The organism is Pseudaminobacter soli (ex Li et al. 2025), assembly GCF_029892515.1.
Lineage (GTDB): Bacteria > Pseudomonadota > Alphaproteobacteria > Rhizobiales > Rhizobiaceae > Pseudaminobacter > Pseudaminobacter soli_A.
The window spans coordinates 822,961-841,703 of record NZ_JARXVF010000001.1; the positions used below are offsets into that span (position 1 = coordinate 822,961).

Consider the following 18,743-nt stretch of genomic DNA (forward strand, 5'->3'; position numbering starts at 1 on the left):
GGCCGGTTATCAAGGATAAATCATCGTCTTGACGAGCGTTGCCACTGCTGTCACCTCAAGCAGATGGAAAACATTCAGTCGAAAGAGGCGCAAGGCCGCGTTGCCGATGCGCCAAGCGGTCATTGGGTCTATCGGGTTCTGCCCCGCAGGGTGTGGCCCTACGCGCAGCTTGCGCGCTGGGATCGCCCGATCGGCTGGATACTGCTCTTGTGGCCGTGCTGGTGGTCGGCAGCGCTTGGCGCCGTCGCCTTCGGGCGGCCGGAAGACCCGCTGCTGACGCTGCTGCCAAATCCCTGGTTCCTCTTCCTGTTCCTGGTCGGCGCGATCGCCATGCGCGGCGCCGGCTGCACCTACAACGATATCGTCGACGAAAAGATCGATGCCGAGGTCGAGCGCACCCGCTCGCGCCCGCTGCCGTCGGGCCAGGTCAGCCGCAAGCAGGCCTGGGCGTTCCTGATCGCCCAGGCGCTGGTCGGCCTGGTGGTATTGCTGCAATTCAACAGCTTTTCCATCCTGCTCGGGCTCTGCTCGCTGGTGATCATTGCTGCCTACCCCTTCATGAAGAGAATCACCGACTGGCCGCAATTCGTTCTGGGGCTTGCCTTTTCCTGGGGCGCGCTGATGGGCTGGGCGTCGGAGTTCGCCGACCTCGAAGCAGCACCCATACTGCTCTACATCGGCTCGATCATGTGGGTGATCGGCTACGACACCATCTACGCCCATCAGGATAAGGAAGATGATGCGCTGGTAGGCGTGCGCTCCACCGCGCGCCTGTTCGGCGAAAACACCAAGATGTGGCTGGTGGGGCTCTATGGCGGCGCGCTGGCCTGCTTTGCGCTCGCCTTTGCCGCCGCCGAGGTGCCGATGCCGGCGCTGGCCGGCCTGGTGGCCGCGGGCGCGCATATGGCGCGCCAGATCCGCGTGCTCAACATCGACGATCCGGACCAGTGCCTGAAACTCTTCAAGTCGAACGGAACTGTCGGCTGGCTGATCTTCCTCGGCCTGATCGGCGGGGCCCTGTGGATCTCGCTCAAGCCGCTGGTTTAACAACCAGGCTCCCATCTGCTCCGCATGCTTGTAGGCAGGCACTCGTCTACGGCACGACTTACCCCCACTCCGCCTCGCTTCGCTCGGCACCTCTCCCCCTCAAAAGGGGAGAGGAAGGGTGCGAGCCGTGCGGACGGCGATTCCTCTCCCCCGTCGATCGGGGGAGAGGTGGTTTGCGAAGCAAACCGGAGTGGGGGTCGAATTCCATATCTAAGAGGGAATTCGAAAGAGCTCTTCAAAAGTTTCTGCAACGCCAACAGCCTTCGCCGCCCACGAGCATGACCCGCGGACGGCAAAGACCCAATAATTTCTGTCGCCTAGTGCCGCGCGATGATTTCCTCGCCGCCGATAACCAGCCGGAGGCCGAGATTGCCGGACTTGCGGCGCGCCTGGAAGCGCGAGCGGCGCATGGCCGTCGGGCGACCCTTGCGGCGCTCCTGTGTCGGCATGGTCTTGATCGCTGCGCCTAGCGACTCTTCCAGCGTGCGGGCCACACCGTCGGCCTCGATCAGCAGCATCGGCAGGCGATAGGCTTCCGCCCAGGCGCGCCAGTCGGCAGCCACATCCTCGAGATTGTCGGCCACCAGCAGCGGCACCGAAAGCTGCGGGTCGTTGTGCAGCAGTTCGAGCGTGACCGTGACGTTCAGCAGATTGTCCTCGATCGCCCGGGCCGCAACGCCGCGGAAAGCCGTTGCCGGCAGCGCAACGGTGGCGGGCAGGCCGCTATTCTTCAGCATACGCCGCACCGTCGCGCCGCGCTGATCGATACTGAAGACGACGTCGCCGAATTCGTCGCTCGTGGCGAAGCTGACCATTTGGGGCAAGCGGAATGGGTCGAGGCGCATGGTGCGTCCCGCCCAGACTGGCTTCAGTCCGGTGCTCATTATGTGTGCCTTCCTGTTACTCCTGAGAGCCGGTGTTCCGGTCTCTCCGAACCGGTTTTCCCGGTCTCGTTATGGGAAGGACACTAGCGCGGGGTTGTTACCGCTCCGCTTAAGAAAGTCGGTTAAATTTTGCTGATCTACCAGATGGTTATCGGATTCCGACCAGCTACAAGATGTTGTAAACCTGTCTGAAGAAGGGGTGAAGAAACCCTTCAGATAACTTTACCCGGGTTCATGATCCCCGCCGGATCGAATGCCTTCTTCACGCGGTGCATGAGGTCGATGGCGATCGGCTGGGAGGTGGCGATCAGCTCCTCGCGCTTCATCTGGCCGATGCCGTGCTCGGCCGAAATCGAGCCGTTCATGTCGCGCACGATGTCATGCACTGCCTTGTTCATGACCGGATAGAGATCGAGGAACGCGGCCGTATCGCCGCCCGCCGGCTGCGAGATGTTGTAGTGCAGATTGCCGTCGCCCATGTGGCCGAAGCAGGCGATGCGCGCCTCGGGGCAGATGGAAACCACCGCATGGCTCGCCCGCTCGATGAAGGCGGGGATCGAAACCACAGGCACGGAAATGTCATGCTTGATCGAGCCGCCCTCCGGGCGCTGCGCGTCCGACAGGCTTTCGCGCAGCCGCCAGAAGGCGACGGCCTGGGCAAGATTTGCGGCGATCACCGCATCGCCCACCAGCTCCGCCTCGAAGCCGGAGGTCAGCACCTCCTCCATCAGCTGCCGCGCATCTTCCGCCGAGCGGCCGGACGAAATCTCGATCAGCACATGCCAGGGCCAATCGCTCTGCAGCGGCCGCGTGGTGTCGGACACATTGCGCACGGCAAAGCCCAGCACCATGTCGGAGATGAGTTCGAAGGCGGTCAGGCCGCTGCCGGCCTGGTCGGTCGCGCGGCTGAACAGCTCCAGCGCGGCCTCGGGCGAAGACAGCCCGACCCAGGCCACCTCCCTGCCCTTCGGCTTCGGAAACAGTTTTAGCACCGCCGCGGTGATGACGCCGAGCGTGCCTTCGGCCCCGACGAACAGGTCCTTGAGGTCGTAGCCGGTGTTGTCCTTCTTCAGCTTGCGCAAATCGTCGAACACCTCGCCGGTGGGCAGCACCACCTCGACGCCCAGGCAGAGTTCGCGCGCATTGCCATAGGCCAGCACGCCGGTGCCGCCGGCGTTGGAGGAAAGATTACCGCCGATCTCGCAGGAGCCCTGCGAGCCGAGCGACAGCGGAAACAGCCGGCCGGCGGCGTCTACCGCCTCGTGCAGCTTTTCCAGGATCACCCCGGCCTCGACCGTTGCCGTGTTCGACAGCGTGTCGATCTCGCGGATGCGGTTGAGTCGCGACAGCGAGAGCACGATTTGCGTGCCCGACCGGTCCGGCACCTGCGCGCCGACCAGCCCGGTATTTCCGCCCTGCGGCACGACCGGCGTTCCCGTTTCGCTGGCAAGCTTCATGATGCGGCTCACCTCGTCCACGCTGCCGGGGCGCAGCACCAGCGGCGTGACGCCCGGATAGCGTCCGCGCCGTTCGGTGACAAAGGGCTCGATGTCCGCCGCCTCGCGCAGCGCATGGCGCTCGCCGACGATTGCCGCGAAGCGGTCGAGCAAGGCGGGATCAAGGGGCGTCGAATTGTGAGTCATGACCACTACTTAGGTTAGAAATCTCAACTGTCGCGCGGAGCCGCGGCGCGCGCGAGCCGGTCGTTGATCGCCTCGCCCAGCCCCGCATGCGGCACCGGCTCGACGGCAATGGTCCGGGCGCCAAAGCGATCCAGCGCCTGCATGTGCGAAAACAGGTTGCTGGCCGCTTCGCGCAGATCGCCGCTCTCGGAAAGGTTCAGGAAGGCCACGGCCTTTTGAGCCTCCGCCACCCGCGTCGGCCCAAAACCAAGCAGCGCCTCGCCCGGCTCGACCGCGGAAACATTCAGCCGCATCGCCGCCCCCGGCGCATAATGCGACAGCATCATGCCTGGCGCCTCGATGCCGGCGCTATTATTGCGGAGCAGTTTTGTCCCCGCGACCGCCTCGAGTTCCTCGGCCGAAATGCCGCCGGGCCTCAGTAGGCGCAGCGCCCCGTCCTCGACCTTTACGATGGTCGATTCCAGGCCGACCTGCGTTGCCCCGCCATCAACCACCAGCTCGATCCGCCCGCCCAGATCGGCCTCGACGGCCTCGGCGGTGGTGCCGCTGATCTTGCCCGACGTGTTCGCGCTCGGCGCCGCCAGCGGCCTTCCCAGTGCGGCGATGAGCTCGGAACCGAATCCGCGCGGCATGCGCAGTGCGATCGTGTCCAGCCCGGCCGTAACCAGCGGGTGGATGTTGCTGCCCGCGCGGTGCGGCAGCACCAGCGTCAGCGGGCCCGGCCAGAAGGCCTCGGCCAGTCGGCGCGACAGCGGATCGAATTCGGCGATCGTCTCGGCCATCGCCATTGAGGCGACATGGGCGATCAGCGGGTTGAAGTGCGGCCGGCCCTTGGCTTCGAAGATGCGTGCCACGGCTTCGCCATTGGTGGCGTCGCCCGCCAGGCCATAGACGGTCTCGGTGGGAATGGCGACGACCTCGCCGGCCGCCAGCAGCGCCAGCGCCCGTTCCATCGCCTGATTGCCCTTAAGGATTTCCGCCACTTGCGACGATCTCTTCGTTGGTCGTCGCATGCCTATAACCGCAGGCCCGTCGCGACAAGTGCCAGCCCAGCAAATTTGCCGGTCGCTAAAATGCCGAATGTCGCCTCAAGCCTCCGTCAAGGCACGGTGCGCTATGAGCTTGGCAGGCAAATGGGGGAATGGACCATGCGCATCGCAACTATCCTTGTCGTAGCAACGCTGACGGCTTCGGCCGCTGAGGCCGGTTCGATTGAGGCGTTTCCCGCCGCCGCTTTTCCGAGCCCTTCGATGATCGTGTTGAGCGCGCAGACGAGCCACCCGTCCATGATCGTGCTCGGCGAGCCCGCCGTGAGCTTGGAGCAGGTCGCTTCGATCGGCGCGCAACAGACGCCCCGGAAATTCGAGCCGCAGCTTACGGTTATACGCGGCGGGACTACGGCCAGCGCGAAGTAAGCTCCCGACTTCCAAAAAATAAAAATGCCTCGGACTCACAGGAGTCCGAGGCATTTTCGCTTTTAGCGTTCCAGATCGCCTCAGCCGGCGATCTTGGAGAAGTCGGCAACCTCGCCCGTCGCAGCGCGGATGCGCGACAGGAGCGCCAGACGGTTGGCGCGCACGTCGAGATCCTCGTCATTGACGAGCACCTTGTCGAAGAACGTATCGACCGGCTCGCGCAGCACGCTGAGCGCCAGCATCGCGCCGGAAAAGTCAGTGCCCCGAATGGCTTGCGCGGCTTCCTTCTCGGCGTGATTCACCGCCGCGAAAAGCTTGTGCTCGGCCTCTTCGCGCAGCAGCGCCTGCTCGACGCCATCGCCGACGCGGGTGCCCTTCTTCTCCTCGGCGGCCAGAATGTTGGCGGCGCGCTTGGTGCCGGCCAGCAGGTTCTTGCCGTCCTCGGTGTTGAGGAACACCACCAAAGCCTCGACCCGGCGGGTCAGCAGCAGCAGGTTGTCGGCTTCCGGCGTCACCACCGCATCGATCAGGTCGTAGCGGGCGCCGAGATCGCGCAGATGGACCTTCAGCCGCTCGTGGAAGAATGCCAGCAGGTCCGCGCCAAGCGGCTTGGCCTTCTCGGCAGCTTCCTCGCGGATGCGCTTCTCAAAGCCGGAGATCGCGTTGTCGAGGTCTTCCTGACCATCGACATCGCCCGACTTCTGGCCCGCAAGCTTGGCTTCGTATTCGTCGAGCATCTTCTGGATGCGCGGCTCGTCATGACCGGCGAATGCCGACGCGATGAGCTTCGAAAGCTCGACCGTCCATTCCTTCGACAGCACGAGGCGGATGGCGCCGAGTGCGGCGCGGCGCAGTGCGTAAGGGTCCTTGGAGCCCGTGGGCTTTTCGTCGATGGCCCAGAAGCCCACCAGCGTGTCGAGCTTGTCGGCCAGCGCCACGGCCACCGAAACCGGGTCGGTGGGCACGCGGTCGGACGGGCCCTGCGGCTTGTAATGCTCCTCGAGCGCGGCGGCGACCGACGGGTGCTCGCCCTGCAGCAGGGCATACTTGTGCCCCATGGCGCCCTGCACCTCGGGGAACTCGCCGACAACTTCGGTCTGCAGATCGGCCTTGGCGAGCAGCGCGGCGCGTTCGGCCAGTGCCGGATCGGCGCCGACGATCGGCGCAATCTCGCGTGCCAGGCGGCGGATGCGATCCACGCGCTGCCCTTGCGTGCCGAGCTTGGCATGGAAGGTCACGCCGAGATGGTCGAGACGGGCCATGCGCTGGTCGAGCGGCTTCTTTAAATCAAGGCCAAACTTCGCCGCCGAATCCGCGAGCTGATTGAGGTCAGGCAGGTCGTGCTGGTCGGTCGTCCAGAAATAGAGCGCGTCGGAAAGACGGGCGCGCACCACCTTGCCGTTGCCGTGGGCGATCTCCTTGCCGCCATCCTTCGCCTCGATATTGGAGATGAGGATGAAGCGGTTGGAAAGCGCCTCGGCCTCGCCATGCGGCCGCGTGACAAAGCACTTCTGGTTGGCGCGGATGGTGAGGCGGATGACCTCGGCCGGGATGGCCAAAAAGTCCTGCTCGAACTCGCCCATCAGCACGACGGGCCATTCCACCAGGCCCGACACCTCTTCCAGCAGCCCCTCGTCCTCGACCAGGTCGAGGCCGTTGGCGAAAGCCAGGTTCTTTGCGTCGGCAAGGATCATTTCCTTGCGGCGGTCGGCGTCCAGCACCACCTTGGCCGCCTCGAGCTTGGCGACATAGTCGTCGAAGCGGCGCACGGTGATGGCGCCCGGCGCATGGAAGCGGTGGCCGTAGGTGACATTGCCGGAGCGGATGCCGTCGATCTCGAAATCGACCACCACCGGCTCCTCGGTCTCAGGACCGAAGGTGCAGACGATGGACTGGAGCGGACGCACCCAGCGCAGCGTTTCACCGCCGCGGCCTTCGATGCCGCCGTAATTGATGCCCTTCGGACCCGACGCCGCGCCCCAGCGCATCGACTTCGGCCAGGGGAAGGCGCGGATGACGTTCGGCACCAGCTCGGCGATGATCTCTTCTGCCGCGCGGCCGGGCTTCGAGATATGGGCGACGTAGAAATCGCCCTTCTTCGGATCCGTGTGCACATGCGCCTGGGAGATGTCGGTCAGCCCGGCCGAGCGCAGGAAGCCGTCGATGGCCTGCTGCGGCGCCTTGGTGCTCGGGCCCTTCTTCTCCTCGTGCACGTCCTTGGAGCGCGGGGTCATACCGCGAATGTCCAGCGTCAGCCGGCGCGGCGTCCAGTATTCGCGCGCCGCCTCATAGGTCAGGCCGGCTTCCACCAGGCCGTCGGTGATCATCTTTTTGAGGTCGCCCGCAGCCTTGCGCTGCATGCGGGCCGGGATTTCCTCGGAGCGAAGTTCAAGCAGAAGATCGGGCATTTATGCAGCCTCGCCGGTCATCGCGAAGCCACCGGCCTCGGTTTGGAGGAACGCCTCTCCGCACTGGCGCGAGAGGTTGCGGACGCGCAGGATGTAGCTCTGGCGCTCGGTGACCGAGATCACGCCGCGTGCATCGAGCAGATTGAAGACGTGGCTGGCCTTGATGCACTGGTCGTAGGCCGGGAACACCAGCTGGTGCGGCTTGCCGTCGCCGCGTTCGGCACCGGCCTTCAGCAGCGCCTCGCACTCGGCCTCGGCTTCCTCGAAGTGCCTCAGCAGCACGGCCGTATTGGCGTGCTCGAAATTGAAGCGGGAATACTCTTGCTCGGCCTGCAGGAAGACCTCGCCATAGGTCACCTTCTCGGCGCCCTCGCGGCCGTTGAAGTTGAGGTCGTAGACATTGTCCACGCCCTGGACATACATCGCCAGGCGCTCAAGCCCGTAGGTCAACTCGCCCGCCACCGGCGCGCACTCGATACCGCAGACCTGCTGGAAATAGGTGAACTGCGACACTTCCATGCCGTCGCACCAGCATTCCCAACCGAGGCCCCAGGCGCCCAGCGTCGGGCTTTCCCAGTCGTCCTCGACGAAGCGGATGTCGTGCAGCAGCGGATCGATGCCAATCGCCTTCAGCGAGCCCAGATAGAGCTCCTGCAGGTTGGGCGGGCTCGGCTTCAGGATCACCTGGTACTGGTAGTAGTGCTGGAGCCGGTTCGGGTTCTCGCCGTAGCGTCCGTCCTTGGGCCGGCGCGAGGGCTGCACGTAAGCCGCATTCCAGGGCTTGGGGCCCAGCGAGCGCAACGTCGTGGCCGGATGGAAGGTGCCGGCACCGACCTCCATGTCGTAGGGCTGCAGGATGACGCAACCGTATCGCGCCCAATAATCGTGCAGCGTCAGGATCAGCCCCTGGAAAGAGCGGCTGGGATGCATGTGGTCGGGCAGGATCACGGTCACGGGAGAGCCTCAAAAAAGACGGGCCGAAAGTCGGCCCGTCCTATTCCGGCACGCCGGAAGCGTCAAGTTTTGACGTAAAGAGATCAGTTGCCCAACTACAGCGCCGCGCGCCCGATCTGGCGCGCAAAGGACGCTGTAGCACTTTGAATCCACGCATAATCCTTTCCAAAAATCGATTCCGATTTTTGGGGTTATGCGTCAGGGCATAACCAGTTCCTGTCCGGGAACGATGCGGCCGGGATCGCCGTGCAGCTGCGGGTTGAGATTTAGAATCTCCTGAAAGCGATGACCGTCGCCGAGCACATCGGTGGCGATCGACCACAGCGACTGGCCGGGCAGCACCTTGTAGGAGGCCGGCGTGGCGGAAATCTTCTGCACGGGCGCAAGCTCGTGCTCGCCCTTCTGGTCGGACTGCGGCTCGGTCGGCGTCTCCGGCTTGGCCTCGGGCTCGTCCGGCTTGTCTGCTGGCGCCTGCGCGGAAGCCTTGCCTTCGAGCGGCGGCAGGCCATCGGTAAGCTTCTTGAGCACCGAGGCCAGAATGTCGGGCTCGGGCTTCATGTCCCGCGCATGGCTCCACTGGAATTTGGCCTCCAGCTTGCGACCGACGCGCCAGTAGGCATCGCCGAGATGGTCGTTCAGCACCGGATCGTCGGGCTTCAGCGAAACCGAGCGCTCGAGTTCCTTCACCGCCTCGTCGTAGCGGCCGAGCCGGTAGTAGGCCCAGCCCAGCGAATCGACGATGTAGCCATCGCTCGGTCTGAGGTCGACGGCCTTGCGGATCATCTCAAGGCCTTCGTCCAGGTTCATGTTCATGTCGACCCAGGAATAGCCGAGATAGTTCAGCACCTGCGGCTGATCGGGCATCAGCTTCAACGCTTCGCGGAAGTTCGGCTCGGCCTTCGGCCATTCCTTCAGCCGCTCATAGGCGATGCCGCGCTGGTAGAAGATATTCCAGTCGTTCTTGTCCGGCGTCTTCAGCTTCTCGACGGCCTTGTCGTAGACATCGGCCGCGTCGCGGTATTTTTCGACCGAAGCATAGACGCCGCCGAGCGCCAGATAGGCGCGCATGTCGTCCGGCGCCTCTTCGAGCAGCCTCTTGAGATGGGTAATGGCCTCGTCGGAACGCTTGAGATCGGCAAGGTTGAGGCCGAGCTGCAGTTCGGAAGCGCGCTTCAGCGGCGAATCGGCCGGTACGCGGTGGTACAGCGCGATCGCCTCTTCCGGCTTGTCCTGCTGTTCGGCCAGCGCGGCCAACTGCAGCAGGGCCACGTCGCTGTCATGCTTCAGCGCCAGCGCATATTGCAGATAGAGCCGCACGAAGGGCTCGCCGCCGCCGCGATTGAGCGCGGTGGCGAGATCGACCAGGATTTCGCTTGCGCCGTCGGCAGGCGAAGCGATCAGGGGCGAAACAGCCTCGCCCTTCTCGATCTTGGCGCGCAGCGACACCAGCGCCAGGCGGCCATTGGCGAATTCGTCGGCCTTGTCGAGTACGGCCAGCGCCTTCTTCTTCTCGCCGCGGTGGGCAAGCGAGGTCGCATAGGCCTCGGCTGCGCGCAGCCAGGTTTCGGGTGCGGCGCCGCCGGAGCCGACATCGCCGATCAGCGACTGGTAGATCTTGTCCGCGTCCTGCGTCTTGCCGGACACATCGGCGATCAGCGCGCGATGAAAAGTGGTGAAGAGCGCGTACCAGTCCGGTCCCTGCAGCTTTTCAAGGTAGCTCATCGCCTCCTTGGTATCGCCCGCACCGGCCTTGGACCACGCGGTCATGACGCTGGTGATGAGCCGGTCGAGATCGGATTCGACCGTCAGCTTGAGCAGGTAGTCGGAAGCCTTGTAGTCCTTCTTGCGGATGGCATCGATCGCCAGGGCAAGACGCGAGAAGCGCTCGACGTCCGGCACGGCCTTGAGCTTTTCCGCATAAGGAAGCGATTCGTCGAAGCGGCCCTGCGCCAGCAAGGCCAGCATCAGGCTCTGCTGGATGTCGACATTGTCGGTGTCGAAGGCGAGCGCGCGCTTGTAGTAGGTGATGGCGCTGTCGAGATCGTTGTCGACCTCGGCCACCCGCGCCGCGAGATAGGCCCCGGAGAGCGAGCTGGTCTTGACCGGCTCCTCGTTCTGCTTGGCCAAAACAGGCTGACCTATCACCATCAGCCCCGCCAGCGCGGAAACGCTTGCCAGCCAGCCTATGCTCATTCGCCGCATATTCGTCCTTCCCTCATGCCACCCCCAGTGGCGGCATGACTCGTTCGCGCGATAGTTCGCAAAAGGATGGCCTTTTTGCGGTCGCGGTTCAATCGGCTCTCGTTCATAATCCGGTCACAAGACCGGATCGGTGCACCGCCGCGCGTTATACCACGCGGCTAATGCAGAAATCGATGACGTCGATCAGCGCGTCCTTCTGCGGCGTCGCATCAAGCCCCGCCAGCGCATCGCGGGCGATCTCGCCGAAATGGCGCGCGCGGCCGATCGTGTCGGCAATGGCGTTGTGGCGCGTCATCAGGCCGATCGCCTTTTCCAACGCGGCATCGTCGGTATGGTTCTCCTCGATCGCCGCCTTCCAGAACTCGCGCTCGGCCGCCGTTCCGCGGCGATAGGCCAGGATGACGGGGAGCGTCACCTTGCCCTCGCGGAAGTCGTCGCCGACATTCTTGCCGAGATCCTTGCTGTCGCCGCCATAATCCAGCGCGTCGTCGATGAGCTGGAAGGCAAGGCCGAGATTCATGCCGTAGGAACGCAGCGCCGCGCGCGCCGGCTTTGAAGCGCCGGCAATCACCGGGCCGACTTCGGCGGCAGCAGAGAACAGTGCCGCGGTCTTTGCCTTGATGACCGCGAAATGCTCGTCCTCGGTGGTTTCGAGATTCTTGGCCGCCGCCAGCTGCATGACCTCGCCTTCGGCGATGATCGATGCGGCGCTGGAGAGAATGTCGAGCGCTTCGAGCGAGCCGACCTCGACCATCAGGCGGAACGCCTGGCCGAGCAGGAAGTCGCCCACCAGCACGCTGGCCTGGTTGCCCCAGATCATGCGTGCCGTCTTCTTGCCGCGCCGCAAATCGCTTTCATCGACGACGTCGTCGTGCAGCAGCGTCGCCGTGTGCATGAACTCGACGCTGGTGGCGAGCTTGACGTGGCCTTCGCCCGAATAGCCGAACATTTGCGCAGCGGCCAATGTCAGCATGGGCCGCAGTCGCTTGCCGCCGGAGGAGATCAGGTGGTTCGCCACCTCGGGAATCATTTCGACGTCCGATCCCGCCTTGGACAGGATTAGTTTGTTGACGCGCCCCATGTCGGCCGCGGTCAAGTCCATCAGTTCCCTAATGGACGCCGCCTCGCGCTTCCCCTCGCCGATGTTGAGAACGACACCCACCATAAACTCTCCAAGCTTTGAGCCGAGCCCCTCAAGACTGTGTCCTGATTTAGGTCGTCAAGGCGTACATGAGCAAGAGGCGAATTGGCGCGGACGACGCCAAAAGCAATACCCTTCCCTTAGCCGGGGGAAACTACCTGCATAAATCACCTCCCGGAAAGAACGGGTTGCCCTATCGGTCGCCTCGGCTACTTTCGCGAGAATGATTTTTCTCGCGGGCGTAACGCTGCGCCCGCCGTCAATTCGAATTGGGGGATACGCGCCATGCTGCAACGATGGCTCGTCGGGCTCTGGCGGTCCTATTCTGCGGTCGGCCTTTTGATGGGCACCCTGTTCTTCGCCGCCTCGCTGACGCCGTCGCTGCTGCCGCGGACATTCATCACCCAGGGCGTGCTTTCAGGCGCCTGCATGGCCGCAGGCTATGGCGTTGGCCTGCTTTGCCTGATTTTGTGGAACTATATGGAGCTGCCGCAGCCCAAGTCGCGCACCGCAAGGGCCATCAAGATCGCGGCGGCAGCGATCTGCACAGGCATCGTCTTCCTTTTCCTGTGGCGAACGACCGAATGGCAGAATTCCATTCGGGTACTGATGCAGCTCGAGCCCGTCGAAAGCGCCCATCCGAGCAAGGTCGGCCTGATCGGGCTCGTCACCTTCGTCGTGCTGACCGCACTCGCGCGCCTGTTCCAGTGGATCTATCGCCGCGCGCAAGCCTACACCAACCGCTTCGTGCCGCGGCGCATCTCCAAAGTCATCGGCTTTGCCATCGCCACCGTCCTCTTCGCCAGCGTCGCGAACGGCGTGATCTTCCGCTTTGCGCTGCATGTCGCCGATTCCTCCTACAAGCAGCTCGACGCGCTGATCGAGGACGATGTCCAGCCGCCGAGCGATCCCCAAAAGACCGGCAGCCGGGCTTCGCTGCTGCATTGGGACGAACTCGGCCGGATGGGGCGCAGCTACATCGCCAGGGGGCCCAGCAAGCAGAACATCGAATCATTCCTGAAGCGAGACGCGATGGAGCCGATCCGCGTCTATGTCGGCCTACGCTCCGCCGACACGGCGCAGGCTCGGGCCAAGCTGGCGCTTGAGGAGATGAAACGGGTTGGCGCCTTCGAACGCTCGGCGCTCGTCGTCGTCACGCCGACCGGCACCGGTTGGGTCGATCCGGAAGCGGCCGACCCGCTCGAATATCTGCACGGCGGCGACATCGCCTCGGTGGCGGTCCAGTATTCCTACCTTGCCAGCTGGCTCGCGCTGCTGGTCGAGCCGGACTATGGCACCGAGACCTCGCGCGCGCTCTTTCTCGAGGTCTACGGCTACTGGACGACGCTGCCTAGGGATCATCGCCCGAAACTCTATCTCTACGGCCTCAGCCTCGGTGCCTTGAGCTCCACCCAGTCATCCGAACTGTTCGAGGTTCTTGGCGACCCCTATGACGGCGCGCTGTGGAGCGGGCCGCCTTTTTCCACAGGCCTGTGGCGCACCATCACCGACAATCGTAATCCCGGCTCGCCCGCATGGCTGCCGGCCTTCCGCGATGGCTCCTATGTCCGCTTCACCGCGCAGAAGAACGCGCTCGACATTCCGGGCGCGCATTGGGGGCCGTTGCGGGTCGTCTTCCTGCAATATGCGAGCGATCCGATCACCTTCTTCGAATACGCTTCGGCCTATCGCGAACCGCAGTGGATGCATGCGCCGCGCGGGCCGGACGTGTCGCCGCAATTGCGATGGTTCCCGATCGTGACCTTCCTGCAGTTGGGGCTCGACATGGCCATGGCAACTACCACGCCAATGGGCTACGGCCACGTTTACGCGCCGGAGCACTATATTGATGCGTGGGTGGCGGTGATGGACATAAAGTGGAGTTCTCAGGAGATCGAGCGACTGAAGGAGTTTTTCAGAAAGCGCGAATCCTGACCGCCAGTTTTCCCTCAGCCGGCGGCTGTTTACTTCGCCGGTGCAAATTGCGAGTCTGGCACCCATGATAGAGCTTGTCCGTACCAACGACGCCGTCGTCATCTCCTTCATCGAATCGCTGCTGCGCGACGCCGGCATCGACTTCTTCATCGCCGACCAGAACATGAGCGTTCTGGATGGCTCGATCGGCGTACTGCCCCGGCGCATCATGGTGGCCAAGGACGATGTCGACGCGGCGCGGCGCCTTTTGACCGATGCCGGCTTTGCCAAGGAAATCCGCCGGGACCGTCCATGACGATTGCCGAGCGCGAGCCTGCCGCCCACACGACGGACGCTTTTCATCGGGGAAATTTCTGGCTGGTTCAGCCGCGTGACGCCGGCCACCGCGCCGGTATGGACGCGCTGATGCTTGCCGCCGCCGTGCCCTCCGACTTTCGCGGCCACTTGGCCGATTTCGGCGCCGGCGCCGGCGCGGCCGGGCTGGCGGTCGCCTCGCGCTGCCCGGAGGCCAGCGTGACGCTCGTCGAGCAGTCGCCAGAGATGGCAGATTTCGCGTCACGCACGCTGCAGCATGAAGGCAACACGCATCTTGGCTCCCGCGTCTCGCTGCTGGTCGCCGACGTGACGCTGACCGGCAAGGCGCGGAGCGAGGCGGGGCTTACCCAGAATGCGTTCGACTTCGTCATCATGAACCCGCCCTTCAACACCGCCCGCGACCGCTCGACGCCCGACGAGTTGCGCCGCCAGGCGCATGTGATGGAGGACGGGCTGTTCGAAAGCTGGCTGCGCAGCGCCGCAGCCGTGGTGCGCCCGCGCGGCGGGCTGGCGCTGATCGCCCGTCCCCAGTCGCTGCCGCAGATCCTTGCAGCACTTGCCGGGCGGTTCGGCTCGGCCGAGATCGTGCCGATACATCCGCGCTCTGACGCCGCCGCCATCCGCATCGTGCTGCGCGCCCGCAAGGGCGCGCGCGGTGCCCTTGCGCTTTGCCCGCCGCTGATCCTTCATGAGCACGGCCACAAGCTCTCGCCCCGCGCCGACGATGTCAGCAACGGCCGAGGATCGCTTTTCGGTGATTGAAAGCCGGTACAGCATTGCCGTTCGGGCGCGAATGCCTACATGCGAAAAAACATCGACCGGAGATCGACTTAAGTGAGAAGACTGCTGAACCGCCTGCTGCCGAAATCCATGCGCTCGGAGGTGGTGACGATACCGGTGGTCCGTCTCCATGGCGCCATCATGTCGGGCGGCGGCCAGTTCCGGCCGACCCTGTCGCTGGCGACGACCGCAGGCGTGATCGAAAAGGCCTTTGCCTTCACCGACGCACCGGCAGTTGCCATCTCGATCAATTCGCCCGGCGGCTCGCCCGTGCAGTCGCGCCTGATCTACAAGCGCATCCGCGACCTTGCCGCCGAAAAGAAGAAGAAGGTGCTGGTCTTCGTCGAGGACATCGCGGCCTCCGGCGGCTACATGATCGCGGTGGCGGGCGACGAGATCATCGCCGACCCCTCCTCAATCGTCGGCTCGATCGGCGTGATCTCCGCTTCCTTCGGCTTTCCCGAGCTCATGAAGAAGATCGGCGTCGAGCGCCGCGTCTACACGGCCGGCGAGAACAAGGCCGTGCTAGACCCGTTCAAGCCCGAGAAGAAGGAAGACGTCGAACGGCTGAAGACGCTGCAGCTCGACGTCCACGGCACCTTCATCGACATGGTCAAGGAGCGCCGCGGCGCCAAGCTGAAGGACGATCCGGACCTCTTCACCGGCCTGTTCTGGTCCGGCAAGCGCGGCATCGAACTCGGCCTCATCGACAATCTCGGCGACATGCGCACGGTGCTGAAGGACCGCTTCGGCCCCAAGACACAGCTGCGCCTCATCACGCCGTCGCGCGGCCTGTTCGGGCGCAGGCTCGGCGTGTTCGGCTCCAGCTTCTCGGCCACCGACATCGCGGCCGCCGCAGCCAACGGCCTGATCGATGCGGCAGAAGAGCGCGCGCTTTGGTCGCGGTTTGGGCTTTAAAATTTGCCGGCAACGTGCCTATGATACCTCTCAGGCGAGCCCGAAGGGCCGCCGGGCAGCCCCATCGACAAGGGGAGAACAGGAAAGATGCCACAGCTAATCTTCTTCGCGCTCGTCGGCCTGGTCGCCTATTGGGGCTACCGCTCCTTCATCCGGGAGGCTGAACGGGTAACCGCGAAAATCCGCCGTACGGAGCGACAGGCTGCCAACGGCACCATGGGCACGCTCGTGAAAGATCCCAAGACCGGTATTTACCACCTGGCCAAGGACTGAGCGAAGCTCCGTGCATGCCCCCGCGTCCGCCGAACATGCGCCGGCGAAGATAAATCTCGCACTGCATGTCACCGGCCGGCGCGCCGATGGCTATCACCTGCTCGAAAGCCTGGCCGTCTTCACCGAATTCGGCGACCGCCTGACCGTTGCCCCTGCGGCGGAAGATGGTTTTGCCGTGACCGGCCCGTTTGCGGCGCATGTGCCGGTCGACGCCGGTAATCTCGTCATCCGCGCCCGCGACGCGCTACGCGCCCTCGACGCGTCTGCTGCGACACCCGCAGCCATCACACTCGAAAAGAACCTGCCCATCGCTTCCGGCATCGGCGGCGGCTCCAGCGACGCGGCAGCGGCCTTGCGCGCCCTCTCACGCCATTGGCGCATCGATGCCGATCTCGCCGCCCTCAGCATAAAACTCGGCGCCGACGTGCCCATGTGCCTCTCCGCGCGGTCTCTGATTGCGCGCGGCATCGGCGAGATGCTGGAACCGGTTTCGCTTCCGCCCCTTTCGCTGGTTCTGGTCAATCCCGGCGTTGCCGTCTCGACGCCCGAGGTTTTCCGCGCACTAGCAAGCCGCGACAACCCGGCGCTGCCGTCCCTCCCCGCAACGCTCGATGCTGCTTCCGTACTGGACTGGCTGCTCACCACGCGCAACGACCTTGAAGCGCCGGCGAGAGCGCTGGCGCCGATCATCGGCGAAGCGCTCGATGCGCTCGACCGCTCGGGTGCTATGTTCACCCGTATGTCTGGTTCGGGCGCGACCTGCTTTGGCCTGTTCGAAAGCCGTGCCGCGGCAGATGCTGCAGCCGCCTCCATCCGCGCCGGCAAACCCGGCTGGTTCGTCGCAGCCACCATCACGGCCTAGCCGTTTTCTTTCGTTGACGCCGCACTCCCGTTGGGCACAGATCGGCTCAGCAAAGATGGCGCGGTGGTCATCCTGATGGATGCCCACTCGCTCCATCTCATTTTTAGCCGCATTTGTGCGACGCCAAGCGATTCCGCTTGGCTGCAAAATGCTCTAGCGGGAAATGCCATGGCCGACGAGACACGCTCCTTCATTCCGGTTCGCATCGCGGTGCTGACGGTTTCGGACAGCCGCACGCTGGCCGACGACAAATCCGGGCAGACGCTGGCCGATCGCATCACCGAGGCCGGCCATGTGCTGGCCGCGCGCGACATCGTCACCGACGACAAGGAAAAGATCCGCAAGCGCGTGCTGGGCTGGTCGCAGGACAAGAACATCGACGTGGTCATCACCACAGGTGGCACCGGCTTCACCGGCCGCGACGTCACGCCCGAGGCGCTGGAGCCGATCTTCGAAAAGCGCATGGACGGCTTTTCGGAAGTGTTCCACCGCATTTCCTACGACAAGATCGGCACCTCCACGGTGCAGTCCCGCGCCACTGGCGGCGTCGTCAACTTCACCTTCGTCTTCGTGCTTCCCGGCTCTCCCGGCGCCTGCAAGGACGCCTGGGACGGCATATTGAAGGCGCAGCTCGACTATCGCCACACGCCCTGCAATTTCGTGGAGATCATGCCCCGGCTGGACGAGCACCTGCGGCGCGGCGGCAAACCCGCCTGAGTGGTTATGCCTACGGGGGTGCGTCCTTCGAGGCTCCCCTTCGCAAGCTCAGGGTCGCACCTCAGGATGAGGGGCGTTAGCGCAGGCCTCTCAATACAGCGACCATCGGCGCCAACCTCCCTCATCCAGAGGTGACGCCAACCTCCCTCATCCTGAGGTGCGAGCCCGAAGGGTGAGCCTCGAAGGACGCACCAAACGCGCAGCCAACTATTCAGGCTTGGCTATCCGGATCTCCGCCGGCAGACGCTTGGTCGCCAGCCCGCGCGCGACCGCCTCGGCATCGGCTGCGTGGCGCGACAGTGGCAGCGCTTGCGTCTTTCGTATCAGAAGCCCGTCGATCAGAGCGCGGGTAGGCGCAAACAGGCGCGTGAACCAGGGCATCTTGTCTACCCGCGAGCGCGAAAACCGGGCAGGCATCGTCATCGTCTCGACATGGTGCTCGACGGCCTCGGTCCAGCCGTCCACCAGTCGCGCGCCGGGTTCGAGCATCAGCAGCCAGTCGGACCTGGCCTGCTGCACGGCAGCCGCAATGCCCCCGTCAGCGAGATAATGGCATCCTGTTTCGTCTGCGATCTGGTGCGCCTCGGCCGATGGTCCGCGGTCGCAGACGATGACCTCGCGCACGACGCCCGAAACGGCCGCACTCACCAGCGACGACAGCGTCCGCGCCAGCGCTTCCTCATTGTTGCGGGTTTCGATCAGGACCGAAAGCATCACCCTCGCCTAAAGCAATCTGCCGCGAAACGCCATTGAGATTTGAAACGGACCAACGGGCCACTGATCTTGACAGTGTGGATGAATTCAGCGGTCGCTCAGAACCAAGCCATTGAAATTGTTCATCCCGAAAGAAAATCGCCGCGTCTTTTCTCCCCCATCTTACCTAAGCTTGCATAATCCGTGGCATCGGCCTCACCGGGAACACGGGTCATGAACCGGATGAGCGTGGAGGGCGACGGTGTCCGGGCTGGTGGCGCTAACGGTGGCGCTGCTGGGTGATGAACCCCCAAGTCCGGGCCTTTGCGGCGGCTGGCCACGCGAATGTGGAGGCGACTGAGCGGGGCAAGAGCATCGAACGGGCGGGCGAAGGGCCGCAAGATTTATCTAAACGAGCGTGTCCGACGATCGCCCGTCTTCCCAATTTCCTTCCAAAAGGCCAGACGGCAAAGCCGGGCGTGGCGGCGATGGAACGCGCGCCCCGTAACATAACGTGAACAGAAAGTTCTTGCTTTGTTCCCACCGTCGAAATAGG

17 protein-coding genes are annotated in these 18,743 nt (G+C 64.2%); 9 read left to right on the top strand and 8 right to left on the bottom strand.

What is annotated here, in order from left to right; all coding sequences use genetic code 11:
- The first annotated feature begins 63 nt into the window (after window positions 1-63).
- Window positions 64-1,047: a 4-hydroxybenzoate octaprenyltransferase gene (ubiA, locus tag M2281_RS03945; RefSeq protein ID WP_280819794.1), complete on the top strand. Its 984-nt coding sequence runs from the start codon at window positions 64-66 to the stop codon at window positions 1,045-1,047.
- Between the two features lie 317 nt (window positions 1,048-1,364).
- On the opposite strand, the gene M2281_RS03950 is transcribed toward ubiA, so the two are convergent.
- From M2281_RS03950 to M2281_RS03960, 3 genes are all read right to left on the bottom strand, one after another.
- Window positions 1,365-1,931, bottom strand: a complete 567-nt coding sequence (locus tag M2281_RS03950) for a DUF6101 family protein (protein WP_280819795.1) — start codon at window positions 1,929-1,931, stop codon at window positions 1,365-1,367.
- Between the two features lie 212 nt (window positions 1,932-2,143).
- Window positions 2,144-3,574 (bottom strand): FAD-binding oxidoreductase, encoded by a 1,431-nt coding sequence (locus tag M2281_RS03955; RefSeq protein WP_280819796.1) that lies wholly within the window; start codon window positions 3,572-3,574, stop codon window positions 2,144-2,146.
- A 23-nt stretch (window positions 3,575-3,597) separates the two neighbouring features.
- Complete coding sequence (locus tag M2281_RS03960) at window positions 3,598-4,527, bottom strand: L-threonylcarbamoyladenylate synthase (protein ID WP_425537701.1); 930 nt, start codon at window positions 4,525-4,527, stop codon at window positions 3,598-3,600.
- A gap of 195 nt (window positions 4,528-4,722) precedes the next feature.
- Between M2281_RS03960 and M2281_RS03965 the strand changes: the two genes are divergently transcribed.
- A complete protein-coding gene (locus tag M2281_RS03965; protein ID WP_280819798.1) occupies window positions 4,723-4,989 on the top strand; it encodes a hypothetical protein in 267 nt (88 codons plus the stop codon).
- 80 nt (window positions 4,990-5,069) lie between these two features.
- Here M2281_RS03965 and glyS read toward each other — a convergent pair whose 3' ends face one another.
- The 4 genes from glyS to M2281_RS03985 form a co-directional block, all read right to left on the bottom strand.
- On the bottom strand, window positions 5,070-7,397 hold the full coding sequence (glyS, locus tag M2281_RS03970; RefSeq protein ID WP_280819799.1) for a glycine--tRNA ligase subunit beta: 2,328 nt from the start codon (window positions 7,395-7,397) through the stop codon (window positions 5,070-5,072).
- Window positions 7,398-8,327: a glycine--tRNA ligase subunit alpha gene (locus M2281_RS03975; protein ID WP_425537702.1), complete on the bottom strand. Its 930-nt coding sequence runs from the start codon at window positions 8,325-8,327 to the stop codon at window positions 7,398-7,400.
- Window positions 8,328-8,549: 222 nt separating this feature from the next.
- Window positions 8,550-10,553: a tetratricopeptide repeat protein gene (locus M2281_RS03980; protein WP_280819801.1), complete on the bottom strand. Its 2,004-nt coding sequence runs from the start codon at window positions 10,551-10,553 to the stop codon at window positions 8,550-8,552.
- A 145-nt stretch (window positions 10,554-10,698) separates the two neighbouring features.
- A complete protein-coding gene (locus tag M2281_RS03985; protein WP_280821105.1) occupies window positions 10,699-11,715 on the bottom strand; it encodes a polyprenyl synthetase family protein in 1,017 nt (338 codons plus the stop codon).
- A gap of 264 nt (window positions 11,716-11,979) precedes the next feature.
- On the opposite strand from M2281_RS03985, the gene M2281_RS03990 reads away from it, so the two are divergent.
- The 7 genes from M2281_RS03990 to moaB all read left to right on the top strand — a co-directional run bounded on the left by M2281_RS03990 (window position 11,980) and on the right by moaB (window position 17,494).
- Window positions 11,980-13,629, top strand: coding sequence for an alpha/beta hydrolase (locus M2281_RS03990; RefSeq protein WP_280819802.1), 1,650 nt, complete (start codon window positions 11,980-11,982; stop codon window positions 13,627-13,629).
- A 64-nt stretch (window positions 13,630-13,693) separates the two neighbouring features.
- A complete protein-coding gene (locus M2281_RS03995) occupies window positions 13,694-13,924 on the top strand; it encodes a DUF2007 domain-containing protein (protein WP_280819803.1) in 231 nt (76 codons plus the stop codon).
- Window positions 13,921-14,706, top strand: a complete 786-nt coding sequence (locus M2281_RS04000) for a tRNA1(Val) (adenine(37)-N6)-methyltransferase (protein WP_280819804.1) — start codon at window positions 13,921-13,923, stop codon at window positions 14,704-14,706. Before M2281_RS03995 ends, M2281_RS04000 begins: the two co-directional genes overlap by 4 nt.
- Window positions 14,707-14,778: 72 nt before the next feature.
- Window positions 14,779-15,642: a S49 family peptidase gene (locus M2281_RS04005; protein ID WP_280819805.1), complete on the top strand. Its 864-nt coding sequence runs from the start codon at window positions 14,779-14,781 to the stop codon at window positions 15,640-15,642.
- Between the two features lie 87 nt (window positions 15,643-15,729).
- Window positions 15,730-15,915 (top strand): hypothetical protein, encoded by a 186-nt coding sequence (locus M2281_RS04010; RefSeq protein ID WP_280819806.1) that lies wholly within the window; start codon window positions 15,730-15,732, stop codon window positions 15,913-15,915.
- 10 nt (window positions 15,916-15,925) lie between these two features.
- Window positions 15,926-16,777 carry a 4-(cytidine 5'-diphospho)-2-C-methyl-D-erythritol kinase gene (locus tag M2281_RS04015; RefSeq protein ID WP_280819807.1) on the top strand — a complete coding sequence of 284 codons (852 nt, stop codon included), beginning with the start codon at window positions 15,926-15,928 and terminating at the stop codon, window positions 16,775-16,777.
- A gap of 168 nt (window positions 16,778-16,945) precedes the next feature.
- Entirely contained in the window at window positions 16,946-17,494 is a 549-nt protein-coding gene (gene moaB, locus M2281_RS04020; protein ID WP_280819808.1) for a molybdenum cofactor biosynthesis protein B, read from the top strand.
- Window positions 17,495-17,701: 207 nt separating this feature from the next.
- On the opposite strand, the gene M2281_RS04025 is transcribed toward moaB, so the two are convergent.
- Window positions 17,702-18,208 (bottom strand): glycosyl transferase family 2, encoded by a 507-nt coding sequence (locus M2281_RS04025; RefSeq protein ID WP_280819809.1) that lies wholly within the window; start codon window positions 18,206-18,208, stop codon window positions 17,702-17,704.
- Window positions 18,209-18,743: the final 535 nt, after the last annotated feature.